The 15,698-nt window shown below is 52.7% G+C and carries 10 protein-coding genes; 5 read left to right on the top strand and 5 right to left on the bottom strand.

Annotated features, from left to right (window positions below):
- Positions 1–4: 4 nt before the first annotated feature.
- From J7412_RS18845 to J7412_RS18835, 3 genes are all read right to left on the bottom strand, one after another.
- Positions 5–1,957 (bottom strand): ATP-binding protein, encoded by a 1,953-nt coding sequence (locus J7412_RS18845; protein WP_209080392.1) that lies wholly within the window; start codon positions 1,955–1,957, stop codon positions 5–7.
- 179 nt (positions 1,958–2,136) lie between these two features.
- A complete protein-coding gene (locus tag J7412_RS18840) occupies positions 2,137–4,503 on the bottom strand; it encodes an EAL domain-containing protein (RefSeq protein ID WP_209080390.1) in 2,367 nt (788 codons plus the stop codon).
- A gap of 377 nt (positions 4,504–4,880) precedes the next feature.
- On the bottom strand, positions 4,881–5,801 hold the full coding sequence (locus tag J7412_RS18835) for a LysR family transcriptional regulator (protein WP_209080377.1): 921 nt from the start codon (positions 5,799–5,801) through the stop codon (positions 4,881–4,883).
- Positions 5,802–5,903: 102 nt separating this feature from the next.
- Between J7412_RS18835 and J7412_RS18830 the strand changes: the two genes are divergently transcribed.
- The 5 genes from J7412_RS18830 to J7412_RS18810 all read left to right on the top strand — a co-directional run bounded on the left by J7412_RS18830 (position 5,904) and on the right by J7412_RS18810 (position 12,218).
- On the top strand, positions 5,904–7,397 hold the full coding sequence (locus J7412_RS18830; protein ID WP_209080522.1) for a CoA-acylating methylmalonate-semialdehyde dehydrogenase: 1,494 nt from the start codon (positions 5,904–5,906) through the stop codon (positions 7,395–7,397).
- Positions 7,398–7,423: 26 nt separating this feature from the next.
- Complete coding sequence (locus J7412_RS18825; RefSeq protein ID WP_209080375.1) at positions 7,424–8,701, top strand: CoA transferase; 1,278 nt, start codon at positions 7,424–7,426, stop codon at positions 8,699–8,701.
- A 98-nt stretch (positions 8,702–8,799) separates the two neighbouring features.
- Positions 8,800–9,573: an enoyl-CoA hydratase-related protein gene (locus J7412_RS18820; protein ID WP_209080520.1), complete on the top strand. Its 774-nt coding sequence runs from the start codon at positions 8,800–8,802 to the stop codon at positions 9,571–9,573.
- Positions 9,574–9,593: 20 nt separating this feature from the next.
- Positions 9,594–10,562 (top strand): enoyl-CoA hydratase/isomerase family protein, encoded by a 969-nt coding sequence (locus J7412_RS18815; protein ID WP_209080366.1) that lies wholly within the window; start codon positions 9,594–9,596, stop codon positions 10,560–10,562.
- A 42-nt stretch (positions 10,563–10,604) separates the two neighbouring features.
- On the top strand, positions 10,605–12,218 hold the full coding sequence (locus J7412_RS18810) for a GMC family oxidoreductase N-terminal domain-containing protein (protein WP_209080364.1): 1,614 nt from the start codon (positions 10,605–10,607) through the stop codon (positions 12,216–12,218).
- A gap of 273 nt (positions 12,219–12,491) precedes the next feature.
- On the opposite strand, the gene J7412_RS18805 is transcribed toward J7412_RS18810, so the two are convergent.
- Together J7412_RS18805 and J7412_RS18800 are read right to left on the bottom strand one after the other, a co-directional pair.
- Positions 12,492–13,940 carry an NAD-dependent succinate-semialdehyde dehydrogenase gene (locus J7412_RS18805; protein ID WP_209080362.1) on the bottom strand — a complete coding sequence of 483 codons (1,449 nt, stop codon included), beginning with the start codon at positions 13,938–13,940 and terminating at the stop codon, positions 12,492–12,494.
- An 80-nt stretch (positions 13,941–14,020) separates the two neighbouring features.
- The gene (locus tag J7412_RS18800; protein ID WP_209080361.1) at positions 14,021–15,691 is read right to left on the bottom strand and encodes a BCCT family transporter; all 1,671 of its coding nucleotides are present in this window, start codon (positions 15,689–15,691) and stop codon (positions 14,021–14,023) included.
- Between the last annotated feature and the right edge of the window lie 7 nt (positions 15,692–15,698).

Genomic DNA, 15,698 nt, shown 5'->3' with positions numbered 1-15,698 from the left:
CCTCTCAGGCCAGCCAGCGCGAAATTACCGAGATTAAGTGCTTTTTACGCAGAGGCTTACCAATAAAGTCGGACATGCCCGCGTTTAGGCACAAGTCCCTATCACTGTCTTGGACATTGGCGGTGAGAGCAATGATTGGACATGCCTCCAGGCCGTTTTGCTGTTCTCTAGCTCGAATATGCGATGTTGCTTCTAACCCGTCCATTTCGGGCATCGAAACATCCATCAGTATGAGATCAAACACAGTTGTTTCGACAGCTTCTAGGGCGTCTTTGCCTGTGGACACAAACACCAATTTTGCTTGGGTCCGCTGCAGCATCTTTCGAAGCATCAATTGGTTTGTCTGATTGTCTTCTGCAATCAATATCTTTTGATCTTCGAAACAAACATGATCCGCCTTCTGATCGTCGAAAGAAACCATCTCTGGACCGGATCGTGCCTTCACTGATTTCTCTGAGGCTGGGATTGGCAGCTCCAACGAGAATATTGAACCCCGACCTAACTGCGATGACACCCTGATTTTCCCATCCATCAGGCTCACTAGACGTTGTGTGATTGCAAGGCCCAGACCTGTGCCCTCAAACGAGCGCGTTACTTTGTTGTCCACCTGTTCAAAGGCAGAGAAGATTGTATCGATACGGTCGGGCGGGATGCCGACACCTGAATCTTTCACCCGAATATTCAAGCGATCGCCAGAAAGGTCGGCGCTTAACGCAAGTGTCACAGAGCCGGCATCGGTGAACTTGATGGCATTGCCCACAAGATTCATAAGTATCTGCCGCATACGCCCTTCATCGCCATAGAATTCCGTCGGCGCATCTTTGGAATAGACCACCGATAGCGCGAGATCTTTTTGCCGAGCAATTGGCGTCAAGAGGTGCGCCACATCGTGCACGACATCGTAGAGGCTAAACGAATGGCGCTTAATTGTGAACTTTCCCGCTTCCATCTTAGAAAAATCTAAAATGCTGTTGATAATGGAAAGCAGTGCGTTCGCAGAGGTCGCTATAGTACTCGTATACTGCTTCTGCTCCTCGGTGAGATCTGTTTCGCCTAAGAGATCACACATCCCAATAACGCCCGTCATCGGCGTGCGAATTTCATGGCTGACATTCGCCAAAAATGCAGATTTAGCATTATTCGCAGACTCCGCGACTTCTTTCATCTCTTTGAGCAGTTCTTTTCTGTCGCGTTGATGTTTGGCGTCATTGCGCGCGGTAACCAGATTTATTTGAAGCTTCAGCAGCAAACTTCCCATCAAAGACACGGTTAAGAAAATCGCAACCCCAACCATAAAAGCTTCGTTGCGCAAAGCAGAGAAAGCCGTTTTTGTGGGCGCATCTACTACAAACGCTCCCATCAAATCTCCAACCTCCCAAGCGGGTTCGAGCGATTGGATCCTGTTGTGACAGCTCACGCAATTTTGCTGATTGGCAAAGATCGGTTTGACAATGCGCAAACTAAGTTCGCCGTCTTTATTGTGGTATTCTGACCAGGTCTCAATCGTCGGATCTGCGGCTAACATCGACATCGTCTCTTCGGCTTGAGCATCGGGAGACACACCAATCTCTCTACCTTGTCGCCCCACGGCGATGGCAACTGAGCCATCCTCTTCCGATTGCAATTCGCTAAACAAATGTAGCGCTTCGGCGCGAAGCTTTTGTGGGGACGGCATTTCTGGAGCGCCTTGCGTGTCTAGATGGTTCGCATAGCTCTCAAAGAACGCGGCTGTAACTTTCCAAATCGCCGCCTTTTCCTCTTCTTTCCGCTGCTTGAAGCTCTCTTGACCGCTTTGATAGCTCAACGCTCCGACAACAACGCTGATAATAAGAGAGAGTCCGATCAACAAAACAAAAGGTAGAGACCTATTTTGGTTGTTGTAGGATTGGGCAAAATTTTTCCAAATAGTGATCTTTTTTCTCACGCCCAGCTGGACACCGGCAAACGCTAGATCCATCAACCCACAGCCTTTTGATAATAGCACCCTTAGTTTTATTTAAGTACGCAAGTTAATGTTACGAAATGCTTAACAGACGCGATCGGCTGGAAGATCCAATAGCAAGATCGCGTCTAGAACAGACGTATCAACATTCGGCTAGATGTATCTTCGAGGAAGCCAGTTAAACTGGCCATCTACTAAGAGGCCAGTTTCCCACTGATTGGAAAAGAACGAAGAAACTGCAAGAGATCGCCTTCGCTGAGTGGCTTTGCAAAAAGGTAGCCTTGCAAGACATCACAGCCCATTTCCCCTAGCAATTGAGCTTGTTTTTGTGTTTCCACGCCCTCAGCTGTAACGCCAATGCCAAGTACTTTGCCGATCTCGACTATGGACTTCACCAGTTGGAGACGCTCGTCGTGATCAGCAATAGGAGCAACGAGTTCTCGGTCGATTTTCATTCTGCTCGGGGCGACGCGGGTCAAAGCAACTACCGAAGCGCGCCCGCTGCCAAAGTCGTCAATCTGGACATCAAAACCCGCGCTCCGAATTTTGTCTATGTTCCACATCGCTGGACCTGTTTCTTCATCAAGGAAAATAGACTCAAGAATTTCGAAACTAATCGAACTGTCACATGCTGGCAGGTTTGATACCGAGGCGACAAACTCCTCCTCCATCAATCGCGAGAAACTCAAGTTCGTGCTTAAATGCGGCACAGAATACCCCAACTCCTGGCATCGGTTAACGATATCTATGGACCCTTCCAGAATGCTGCGATCGATTTGTGCAACTACGTCAAGATCCTCCGCAATTGAAAGAAACTCGGAAGGTGGCAAAACTCCCAATTCAGGATGTTTCCAGCGGGCAAGAGCTTCGACCCCATAGAGCTGCCCGTCGCTAAAAGATATTTGAGGTTGTAAGTAGGGAATAAACTCATTTCCGGCCTCAATTGCGCGCAAAATATCGTCGGAACGATGTTTGTAGGCGATCACTTGGGCATGAATTTCGGGTGAGAAAAGTTGCACACGTCCTCGACCGTCTTCCTTTGCACGGTAGAGCGCTAAGTCAGCGTCAACCAACAATGCCTTAGGATCGGCTTCAGGGAGCGACTGCACAGCGATCCCTACGCTCGCGCCAAAGCGGCATGGGCGCCCTTCGAAGGCGACCGGCAGAGAGCAGGCTTCTATCAAGCCATACGCAGCATCTTGAAGCGCAATTTCGTTGCCGCTTTCAATGATCAAGGCTGCTGTGAATTCGTCTCCGCCGACACGCGCACAAAAGGCCTCATCGGGGAAAGAAGAAGTAATCAATTTCGCGACATGGCGTAGTACAAAGTCGCCCCCTGCATGCCCCATCGTATCATTGATCTGCTTGAAACGATCCAAATCGATATGGATTGCGGCGATACTATAAAGTTCAGCTGCCGCGTGCTCTTCGATCATTTGGTCGATCGCATTTGCAAGAGATCTGCGATTGCCCAAGCCGGTCAAATCATCTTCGTTTGCGCGTTTGCTGATCAGAGAATTGGCGGTCTGAAGGGCGTGTGTTCGTTCTTGAACCCGCCGTTTTAGCGAGACTGATTGAATTAATTGCTGATAGGTCGCGAAGCCCACCAAAGCCGAGATAAGCAGCCCGACCAGTGCAATTGCCCACGACACCTGGACCGCGAGAGAATTGGTCGCGTTTGGCTTAGGTGCAAGTAAAATCCGCCAAACATGCCCACCGACCTCAACGTCACGTGTAATCACGTCTGACGCAGATGAGATAAGCAATTCGTCGCTCGAGGAATCTGAGTAATCGATTGCTTCTAAACGACTGCTTGCGAGCACTGTTTGAGCGCCTAAGACGGGTGAAGCGCTGGTATCAGAGCCCAGATCATGTACCTCAAAATCGACTCCCTTTAAGTCGATGTCGCTCAAGGCATTTAGCATGAAGCTGTCTGTTGCAAGAACCGCTACAATCAATCCAACGGTTTCTTTTCGGCGTGCAGCTGAATCGACTGGGATTAACTCCGTAGCGTAGATTGGAAAGGCAAAGAACACACCGGGCACGCCCGTTAGGAGAACGATCCGGTCGCCAACCCCCGCACGGCCAGTGTCTTGGGCAAAATGGATCGCGGCAATCCGCTCCGGGCTAAAAGAAAGATCAGCACCGATGGCTTTGCTGCTTGTATCAGGATAAACGCCGATTAGAGGAAAGCTAGGACTAGGCGTAGAGGCATCCTTAAACCCACCATTCATCACCAACCCGATATTTTTGATCGCAGGTGAACTCGCAAGAATGTTCCCTTTTTCCAAGTAAGTATAGAGCTGTTCTTTGAGCACGCTACCGTCCACACTTCCGCCCAGACTCAATGCAGAGGCGCTGGCTTCTATTGTCGCCACCGTAATGTCGAGTTCTCGAGAGATTTGTGCGGCCAAACTATCGGCCCGTGCATCAAATTCAGCAAATACGGTTTCTGAATTTTGGCGATACGTAAAAAACGCCATCCACACCGAGATAAAGAGTGCAAGCAGAAACAACCCAATGGCAATCAAAGCCGGTCTCAAAGCAACATGGTACATCATATCGCTTTTGTCTTTGAAACACGGAAATATTGGGTAAAGGATCTGGCCGGTCGCCGGCTCGAAAACAGCCGATGTTTAGTAAAACTTCACTTATATTTTTGAAGCTTAAAAAATTGGGCTGCCAGATACATTGCCCCCAAAAACGTGTGTCATAGAGACAATCGCTACCGATGGCACAAAAAGAAAAATCGTCGGCCTGCAGGTGTTAAAGGTGGCCAGCCGTACACAGTTTTTCGCTAGCTGAAGTGATTTTCCCGTGCGTCACCTAAATCCGACTTGATACGATCAGACATGGTTCCGAAACCTCGCGCTATATTGGCAAAACGGTTTCAAGAATCTGACTATGCAAGTCGGTGCCTTTGAACGATGAGAGGATACTAAATCCAAGCAGATTCTAGCGCATCGAATGCCGCAAGGATATTGGGCTCGGATCTATTGGAGGCGAGAGTTACAAATCGAAGTGATGTATCGACTTTGGCCGTGTCAGAAATGACCAACCCGCGAGATTGCATTTCCTCCAACGCGATCGACTCTCTGCAGAGACTGAGGCCGATACCGGAGCGCACCATGGCAAGCATGGAGGGTTCCTGATCCACCAAACACACCGGGTCCGGCGCCTCCTCCTTGTTTGGATAGATACGTTTTAGCAATCGGTTGTGTACAGAGTTTCTGGGTGTGCCTATCCAAGGCATAGCTGCCAATTCCTGCCATGATTTCCCAGCTATACGCTTACCCCAACCCGCAGGGGCGATAACACGATATGTGAATCTGGTTAGTTCACGTTGAAAGAAGAGAGAGTCAGCGCCATCCCCTGCTACTTCGGGTTCAAAGCCATCTAGGTCTCCCAGAAAGAAGCCAATATCAATTTGGCCGTCAATCAGGCGATGTACGACATCGCCGCTGATACCATGCAGCAATTTCGTCCGTAGATTTGGATATCCATCAACGAGAGCAGCCAAAAAGGCCCCAAGCCGAATAAAGTCAGGATCCACAATTGTCCCGAGCCTAAGTGTGCCCCGGACATTCCCGTTAATACGCCGCGCAGTTTGTCCAAACTCATCAAGGGCAGCCTGGACCTTTTCTGCTTTGGCGACGAGCGTTTCCCCATCACGTGTCAGTTCAACACCTTTGGAAGTACGCACAAACAGGTTCAGCCCTGTGTCCTGTGCCAACCTTTTGAGTTGAAGGCTCACAGCGGGCTGGGTGAGATGCAAACGTTTTGCCGCGCGGGATATATTGCCCTCTTGGGCAACCGCGACAAAAGCGTTCAGGATGCGAATATCAGATATGGGCCTCATATTAATGCTATTTATAATATGAGACTCGATTAGTCATTGGATTTATGGGGGACAGTTCACCGATGCTGGCCGGAAAGCCAAGGAGGAGGCACCCCTATGACGATGAGCGAAATCGGCCATTACATCAATGGCGCGGTGTATACCGGCGCACGCGTTAACACCCAAGATGTATTTAACCCTGCTACCGGTGCGTTGACTGGCACGGTCGACCTTGCCTCTGCTGCCGATGTGGATAAAGCCGTTGCCGCAGCAAAAGCGGCGTTCCCTGCATGGTCGAATGTTCCGCCAATCCGCAGGGCGCGGTTGATGAATAAGTTCCTGCAATTGTTAAATGAACGCAAGGAAGAGCTCGCTCACGCAATAACGGCTGAGCACGGAAAAGTGTTCACCGACGCCTGTGGCGAAGTTGAACGCGGGATCGACATTGTTGAGTTTGCTTGCGGTATCCCGCAGCTGTTGAAAGGTGATTTCACGGATCAGGTTTCCACCGGCATCGACAACTGGACCTTGCGTCAGCCACTGGGTGTTGTGGCAGGGGTAACACCGTTCAACTTCCCGGTAATGGTCCCGATGTGGATGTTCCCCGTTGCGATCGCTGCGGGCAACACCTTTGTTCTCAAACCATCACCAACCGATCCAACGCCGTCTTTGCTATATGCAGAACTTATGAAGGAAGCAGGCTTCCCTGATGGCGTGTTCAACGTTGTGCAGGGCGACAAAGTTGCGGTGGATGCACTTCTTGAACATGAGGATGTAAAGGCTGTCTCGTTTGTGGGGTCCACCCCGATTGCGAATTACATCTACGAAGTGGGCGCGCGCCACGGCAAGCGTGTTCAGGCACTTGGTGGCGCGAAGAACCACATGCTGGTGATGCCAGATGCCGATCTGGACAAAGCGGTAGATGCGCTTATGGGCGCGGCCTACGGTTCTGCTGGGGAGCGCTGCATGGCCATTTCCGTTGCGACTTTGGTTGGCGATGTGGCTGACAAAATTGTTCCTATGATCAAAGAGCGTTTGAAAGACCTCAAGGTCAAGAATGGCGTTGAGCTCGACGCAGAGATGGGTCCAATCGTCACCAAAGCAGCGCAGGAACGCATCACGGGCTATATCGCCAAAGGTGTCGAAGAAGGTGCCGATCTGGTCGTAGATGGCCGTGGCTACACCGTTGAAGGTCACGAAGGAGGATACTGGCTAGGTGGCACTCTGTTTGACAATGTGACCCCGGAGATGACGATCTACAAAGAAGAGATCTTTGGCCCCGTCCTTTCCTGTGTCCGCGTCGACAGCTTCGCCGAAGGTGTCCAGCTGATCAACGACCACGAATATGGCAACGGCGTTTCGATCTTCACCCGCGACGGCAACGCCGCCCGCGAGTTTGGTCGACAAATTCAGGTTGGCATGGTCGGCGTCAATGTTCCGATCCCAGTCCCAATGGCATGGCATGGCTTTGGCGGCTGGAAAAAGAGCCTATTTGGCGACATGCACGCCTACGGCGAAGAAGGTGTGCGCTTCTACACCAAACAAAAGTCGATCATGCAGCGTTGGCCTGAAAGCATCTCCAAGGGTGCAGAATTTACAATGCCGGTCGCGAAGTAATCCAGCCGTAAATAGGAGGGAGAACCATGCAAAAACCCGAAGACGAAAAACTAGAGGGAGGGCCTCTCTCCGGCATTGCGGTCCTTGATTTCTCACGCGTTCTGGCGGGGCCATACTGCACCATGGTGCTGGCCGATCTGGGCGCGCGGGTTATCAAAGTGGAAAAATTTGGGACAGGCGACGACACGCGCGCCTTCCCTCCCTTTGTGGATGCAGAAAGCGCATACTTTATGTGCTTTAATCGGCGCAAAGAAAGCATCGTATTGGATGTCAAATCTCCTCGAGATCGCGAGTTGCTGGAGCGGCTGCTGGACACCTCAGATGTTCTGGTGGAAAACTTCCGTCCAGGTGTGATGGATCGGCTGGGATACGGCGCTGAACGTCTGGCCAAAACCCATCCCCACCTGATTTATGCATCCATTTCCGGGTTCGGGCATTCTGGCCCGATGACTGATCTTCCGGGATATGACATGGTTGTGCAGGCGATGGGCGGGGTCATGAGCCTGACTGGCTGGCCCGGAGAGCAGCCCGCCCGTGTCGGCACCAGCTTTGGAGACCTAGGTGCAGCGCTGTTTGGGGTTATCGGTATTTTGTCAGCGCTCTACAAACGCACTAAAAACGCGCAGGGTGAGCGGGTCGATATCGGAATGCTCGATTGCCAGGCCGCACTCATGGAAACTGCGCTCGCACGTTATGATGTCGAAGGCATTGTTCCAACTCGTACAGGGGATTGTCACCCATCACTTGCCCCCTTCGAGACATTCCAGGCAGAGGATGAGCGTTTTGTGATTGCGGCAGGCAATGATCAGCTTTTCTTGCTGATGGCAGACGCATTGAACGCGCCTGAACTGGCTTTGGATCCTGATTTCGCCAGCAACGATCTGCGCGTTCGAAATCGGCCCAAGATGGTTAAGGCGATTGATGCGGTAACGTCTCAAAAGCCTGTTCAGCATTGGTTGGACGCGCTCAATGAAGCGGGTGTGCCCTGCGGTCCAATCAATACGATCGATAGATTGCTCGACCACCCGCAACTGCTGTCTCGTAGCATGATTGTGCAGGTTGAGGGACAGGGCAAGAAGCCATTCCTGACAGCTGGCAATCCGATCAAATTGTCCGCCTACAAGGAAATTGACCCCAATACGCCGCTTGCGGCACCGGGCCTAAATGAACATCGCGAGGCCATACTAGCAGAGAAGATGGCAGATTTCGAAGCCTATGATCATAACGTTTCAGCGCAGGCGAAGCAAGAAACCGAAGCGCCCGCGGAGGGCACGATCTGGACCGATTTTGGTCTGAAGAGCTGAAATAAGATTTCGGGAGGAACCCCATGACCAACAGCAAAGCCAAATCCAAGGGCGCAACCGAACAGAGTGCCGAAGCCAAATCTAGCGAGACGCCTCGCGTGGCCCTTGAAGAAATCATCGTTGATCGCCGCGAAAGCGTCGGCTTGATCACACTCAATCGCCCCAAGAGCTTGAACGCTTTGAATCTGCAGTTGGCTGCTGAGGTGATGCAAACTCTGAAAGAATTCGACAAGGATGACCGCATTGGCGCCATTGTGATCACTGGCAGCCCGCGTGCATTCGCGGCAGGCGCCGATATCGAAGAAATGGCGGAAAAGCATTTGGTCGATTTGCTGGCCAGCGACATCTTTGCCGACTGGGACCAGATGCGGTTTATTAAGAAGCCGGTGATCGCAGCTGTAAGTGGCTTTGCCCTTGGTGGCGGTTTTGAACTTGCCTTGATGTGCGACTTTATCATCGCAAGCACCGACGCTCAATTTGGTCTACCTGAAATCAGACTGGGCATCTTGCCAGGTATCGGTGGATCTCAGCGGCTGACTAAATCGATTGGCAAGGCTCTGGCGATGGATCTGATCCTGACCGGCCGGACAATTGGCGCTGCTGAAGCCAAGGAATCCGGCATCGTGGCCCGTGTTGTGCCTGGCGAGGACCTCCTGCAAACCGCATTGGAAGCTGCGCATCAGATTTCGGGACATAATGCGCCTGCCGTGACCATAGCAAAGGAAGCGGTGAACCACGCTCTGGAAACCGGCCTGACACCTGGTGTGCTGCATGAGCGCCGACTGTTCCAAGCTGCATTCGCCACTGATGGTCAAAAAGAAGGCATGGCGGCCTTTATCGCAAAACGGGCACCGGTGTTCCGCAATCGCTGAACCCGATGGGAGATTTCTAAGTGTCACAAGTAAACGTCAAAAAGCAGGGGCGCGCAGGCATTATCAGCTTAAATCGCCCTGAAGCGATGAACGCTCTGACACTCGAAATGATCCGTCTGATAGACAACGCTCTGACACAGTTTCAGGATGATCCAGATATCTTCTGTGTCATCCTGACCTCCTGTACAGAGCGCGCGTTTTGCGCAGGGGGCGATATGCGGCGCGTTCGCGAACTTGTGTTGGCGGGGGCCTTCGAGGAGGCTGAGCAATTCTTCAAAGAAGAATACGCACTGATTGAGCGGATTTCGGAGTATTCGAAACCCTATATTTCGTTGATAGATGGGGTGTGTATGGGCGGAGGCATGGGCCTGAGCGTCCATGGCAGCTATCGCATAGCCACCGAACGTGCATTGTTTGCGAGGCCCGAAACCATGATTGGGTTCTTCCCTGATGTTGGGGGCAGCCATTTTCTTTCCCGGATGCCCAACCAATCAGGTATTTGGATGGGGTTGACCGGCGCCTCTGTCCGGGGGGTTGATGCGCATGGGCTTGGGATTTCGACCCATTTGACGGTCGCAGAATCTCTACCCAGATTGCTCGAAGAACTGAGCTATGGCGTGCGGGATATTGAGAATATTCTTTCTGAACTATGCGCAACGTTAGGATATCAGCCCAGCGTATTGATGCTGTCAGACACAACGATGTGTTTCGATCAGCCAACGCTATGTACAATTTTTGATTGTCTTGAGCGCTATCAGACCAGACCAAAAGAGCGCGCTCTGTCGGCTTTGAAACAAGCCTCGCCACGCAGCCTTCAGGAGACGCTGACGCTTGTGAGAAACGGGAGGGAACGATCGCTCTCTGAATGTCTTGAACATGAGTTTGAAGCCATGCAACGGGCGTTGCGCCACCCAGATTTGGTCGAGGGAATTCGCGCCGTGTTGGTCGACAAGGATCACAGTCCGAGTTGGCATTCGCGCGGGAAGTAGCACTTGGGTCGGCGCGGCCAAAAGCAACACGAAAGGAAGAACATGTCCACGAACTCAGAAGAATACGATTATGTGATCGTGGGTGGTGGTTCAGCGGGATGCGTTCTGGCCAATCGTCTGTCTGAGAACCCGCGAAACAAAGTTCTGCTTTTAGAAGCGGGTGGCAAAGACAACTACATCTGGATCCATATCCCGGTCGGTTACCTTTATTGCATGGGTAATCCACGCACGGATTGGGGGCTTCAAACGACCAAACAGCCGGGTCTGAATGGTCGCGCGCTTGCGTATCCACGTGGCCGAGTGCTTGGAGGCTGCTCCTCGATCAACGGAATGATCTATATGCGTGGTCAAGCGCAAGATTATGACACTTGGCGGCAGATGGGCAACGCTGGCTGGGGCTGGGATGATGTGTTGCCGTTTTTCAAAAAATCAGAGGATTACCATGCCGGCGCCGATGATATGCACGGTGCTGGTGGAGAGTGGCGCGTCGAAAATCAGCGCTTGAGTTGGAAAATTCTAGATGCCTACCGTGATGCGGCTGAAGACGCAGGCATTGTCAAAGTCGAAGATTTCAATCGGGGTGATAATGAGGGCTCAGCCTACTTCAAAGTCAATCAGCGTGGGGGCTTACGATGGAATACGTCCAAAGGTTTTTTGCGCCCAGCTCTGAAACGCGGGAACCTCAGGGTCGTCACGGATGCGCAGGCCCGGCGGGTTTTGTTTAACGGGAAGCGCGCTGTCGGAATAGAGGCCGATGTGAACGGACAGATCACGCGCTTCGCGACAAAGGGTGAAGTGGTTCTGTCAGCCGGTGCGATAGGCTCCCCTCAATTGCTTGAATTGTCAGGGATCGGGAATCCAGACTACCTCAAGGCTCAGGGTATAGAAGTACTGCACCAGATCAATAGCGTCGGCGAAAACTTACAGGACCACCTACAGGTCCGTTGCGCATTTCGGGTTGAGGGTGTCAAAACCCTTAATCAGCGTGCCGGATCGTTCCTCGGACGGATGGGGATTGGCCTAGAATATCTCTTGAAACGTTCAGGACCGATGTCGATGGCTCCCAGCCAGCTTGGTATATTTGCAAAATCTAGTCCAGAAGTCGGCACAGCGGATTTAGAATTTCATGTTCAGCCCTTGTCTCTTGAGAAATTCGGAGATCCTTTGCATGCCTTTCCGGCCTTCACCGCAAGCGTCGTGCCGCTTCGTCCATCAAGCCGTGGGACAGTGCATATCAGTTCGCCAGACCACACAGTTCAGCCTATGATCGATCCGAACTACCTTTCCACCGAAATGGACAAGCAAGTGGCGGTGCGCGCAATCCGCTTGGCACGGCAGATAGCTGGGCAAGATGCGATGAAGAAATACAATCCTGCGGAAATCAAACCCGGCGCGGCCTACCAGTCAGACGAAGATCTGGCCAAGGTGGCGGGCGATATTGGAACAACAATTTTCCACCCGACCGGCACTTGCCGAATGGGGCCGGACGACGAGGCTGTGGTCGATCCTGAACTGCATGTGAAGGGGATAGCAGGTTTGCGGGTTGTCGATGCATCTGTCATGCCGACAATCACCTCTGGCAACACCAACTCTCCAACAATTATGATTGCGGAGAAGGCAGCCAGCCTCATAGCTGGGCAGAGAACTTCTGCCTAAGGAGCCTGATGGCAATGCTAGGTTATTGTCTTTGACGAATTAGACAGAAACCTGAAACGTTGAGCTCGCGTTTATCTTCAATCAAAAGCGGGAATGTTTCGACCGCCGCCGCCCTCCTCGAAACAGCTGCAGTCTTACAATTCACAACGTGGTCTCAAAGGGGCCAGCCACCAGATCAATTACCCTGTCATTGCTTAGAAACGTCAAATGGCCGCACGACAAGAAGACAAATCTGCTTGCTGCTGGATCGCGCGACCATTTGGCGATACCGTTTTATACACTCAAGCAGCAGTATTTTAGTTCAAGGTAATCCTCGATCCCGTATTTTGAGCCTTCGCGGCCTGAGCCACTTTCCTTGACACCACCAAACGGCGCCACCTCGGTCGATATCAGGCCGGTGTTGACACCGACCATGCCGTACTCCAGCCCCTCCATCATTTGCCAGACCTGAGACAGTTTCTGCGTATAGACATAGGATGCCAGACCGAACTCGGTATCGTTGGCCATGGACAGGACCTCTTCTGCAGTCGAGAAGCGAAAGACCGGTGCCAGCGGACCAAAGGTCTCTTCGCGCGCAACCGCCATGTCCTGCGTGATACCGGAAATCACAGTAGGCTGGAAATAGGTACCTCCCAATGCGTGATCCGCACCGCCAAGGGTAACGGTGGCACCTTTGGCGGTGGCATCGGCAATATGTTGGCGTACCTTGGCGACGGCGTTTTCAGAGATCAGCGGCCCGATTGCAGTACCCTCAGCAAAACCATCCCCTACGGGCAAAGCAGCAACCGCAGTCGTCAGTTTTTCAACAAAGGCATCGTACAGGCCGTCCTGCACATAAATCCGGTTGGTACAGACACAAGTCTGTCCCGCATTGCGGAATTTAGATAGGATTGCGCCTTCAATAGCGGCTTCCAGATCGGCATCGTCGAACACGATAAATGGCGCGTTGCCACCCAGCTCTAAAGACAGTTTCTTGAGCTGTTCCGCGCCCTGCTGCATCAGGATTTTGCCTACGCGAGTTGATCCGGTAAAGCTGATCTTGCGCATCAGTGGGTGTGCGCAAAAGGCCTTGCCCACGCCAACACTGTCGGTCGAAGGTAGCACCGACAGAACGCCCGCGGGAATGCCCGCTTCTTCGCCCAGCTTGGCCATGGCCAGCGCGGACAACGGTGTTTCTGAAGCGGGGCGTACGACCATGGCACAACCGGCCGCCAGGGCCGGAGCGGCCTTGCGGGTGATCATTGCGTTGGGAAAATTCCAAGGCGTGATCGCGCCAACCACTCCGACGGGCTGTTTTAGCACGAGAATACGCTTGTCGCGCTGATGGCCAGGGATGGTATCCCCGTAGATCCGCTTGGCCTCCTCGGAGAACCACTCAATGAAGGACGCACCATAAATAATTTCGCCCTTGGCTTCGGCTAGTGGTTTGCCCATTTCTGCGGTCAGGATCGTGGCAAGATCATCGGCGTGCGCCACCATCAACTCATACCAGCGACGCAATATGGCAGCGCGTTCCTTACCAGTACGCGCAGCCCAATTGACCTGCGCGTGTCCGGCAGCGACGATTGCCGCATCCACATCCGCTACGGTGCAATCGGACACGTTGGCGAGAGTTTCGTGTGTCGAAGGGTTGGTCACAGCAAAGCGGTTTTCAGTCTGATACCAGTCTCCATCCAGATAGGCGTCTTCGATCAGCAGGTCGGAGCGGTTGAGGGGAAGCATGGTTTCTCACTTTCGGTTGTATCAATCAGGTACGAAAACGGGCGGGGCCATCCCCGCCCGTTTTGAAGGGTTGTGTCGGATCAGGCGTGCAAGTCTCCATCCAGCGCCGTACCATCCGGCGCGGCTGCGGCAGCGGCATCAACCGCAGAGGGATCTTCCATCAGCGACTTGATCACCCCCCACGCCATCATCACCACCAGAACCGAAATCGGCAACGCAGCGGCAATGGCTGCGGTTTGCAGGGCAGACAGACCTCCGGCAATCAGCAACACAGCAGCAACAAGACCTTGGGCCAGACCCCAGATGATCCTGTGCTGTTTCGGCGGATGGGCATTGCCCATCGACAGGATCGTGGTGACAACCAATGTGCCACTGTCCGAGCTGGTAATGAACCAAGTGGCCAGCAGGAAGGTAGTCAACGCCGAAATGATCCACGCCAGTGTTCCGCCGTCGGTCAGTCGATCAATCGTGCCAAACAGAGTGCCACCAAGGTTCCAGTTGTTGACCATGTCGATCAGACCAGCTGTGCCAACACCGCCCTCCGCATTCAGCTCCATGAACAGTGCGTTGCCGCCAAAGATCGATATCCAAATGAACGCCATTGTGGTCGGGACCAGCATCGCGCCGAACATAAACTCGCGGATGGTTCGGCCCTTCGAGATACGGGCGATGAACATACCTACAAAGGGCGCCCAGCTCAGCCACCAACCCCAGTAGAAGATGGTCCAGCCACCCTGCCATTTGACATCGCCGGCGTCTGTTGCGGTCCAGAAGCCCATAGACAGGAACTTGGTCGCGTAGTCACCCACAGAGTTCAGGAAAAAACCGGCAAGCCATTGCGACGGCCCTGCGACGAAGAAGAACAAGATCAAAAGGATGGTCAGAACGATGTTCCACTCCGACAGGATCTTAATGCCCTTGCCGATACCGGACACAGCCGACAGCGTCGCAATGACCGAGATCACCAGCACCAGCACAACTTGCGTCGCAGTTCCCGGATCAACTCCAAACAGCACGTTCATCCCCTGAGCCATCTGCGTCACGCCGAGACCCATAGAGGTTGCGATCCCAAAGACTGTTCCGAACACGGCCAACAGGTCAACCGCGTGCCCAGCGGGACCATAAATCCGCTCGCCCAAAATGGGGTACAGTGCCGAACGGAAGGTAAGCGGAAGTTTTTTTCGGAATGCAAAATACCCCAGCGCCAAACCGGTCAGAGTGTAAATTGCCCAGCCATGCAGACCCCAGTGAAAATTGGTAACACGCACTGCATCCACCGCCCGCGCCATGTCCATTTCGGCATGACCTGCCATGTCCGCAAACGGGTTATTGGGGTAGCCCCAACCCGCAGAGTTGTCGAAGTAAAACAGCGGTTCTGCCACGCCAAAGAACATGATACCGATGGACACTGAGGCCGAGAATAACATCGCGAACCATGCAAAGTTCGAGAACTCTGGCTTGGCGTCATCATCACCCAAACGAATTGAGCCGAAACGGCTAAACATCAGGTAGAGACAGGCGAAAAGTATCACGATAACTGAACTGATATAGTACCAGCTTAGCGCCCCTTCGACCCATGACCGGACGCCGCCATAAATTTGGCCGGCAAAGTCCACGTTAAGAATAGTAAAGACCACAAAGACTGCAACCATCGCCTTGGAGGCAATGCTCATGCCATTATGTAGGCCTTTGAAGAATCCTTTGTCCGAGACCAAATGGCCTTGGTTATTAGGTATTGGCTCCTGTGCCATGTCGCGT

This window comes from Shimia sp. R9_3 (assembly GCF_017743755.1).
In the GTDB taxonomy this organism is placed as follows: domain Bacteria; phylum Pseudomonadota; class Alphaproteobacteria; order Rhodobacterales; family Rhodobacteraceae; genus Shimia.
This window is presented reverse-complemented; position numbering and strand designations above follow the sequence as displayed.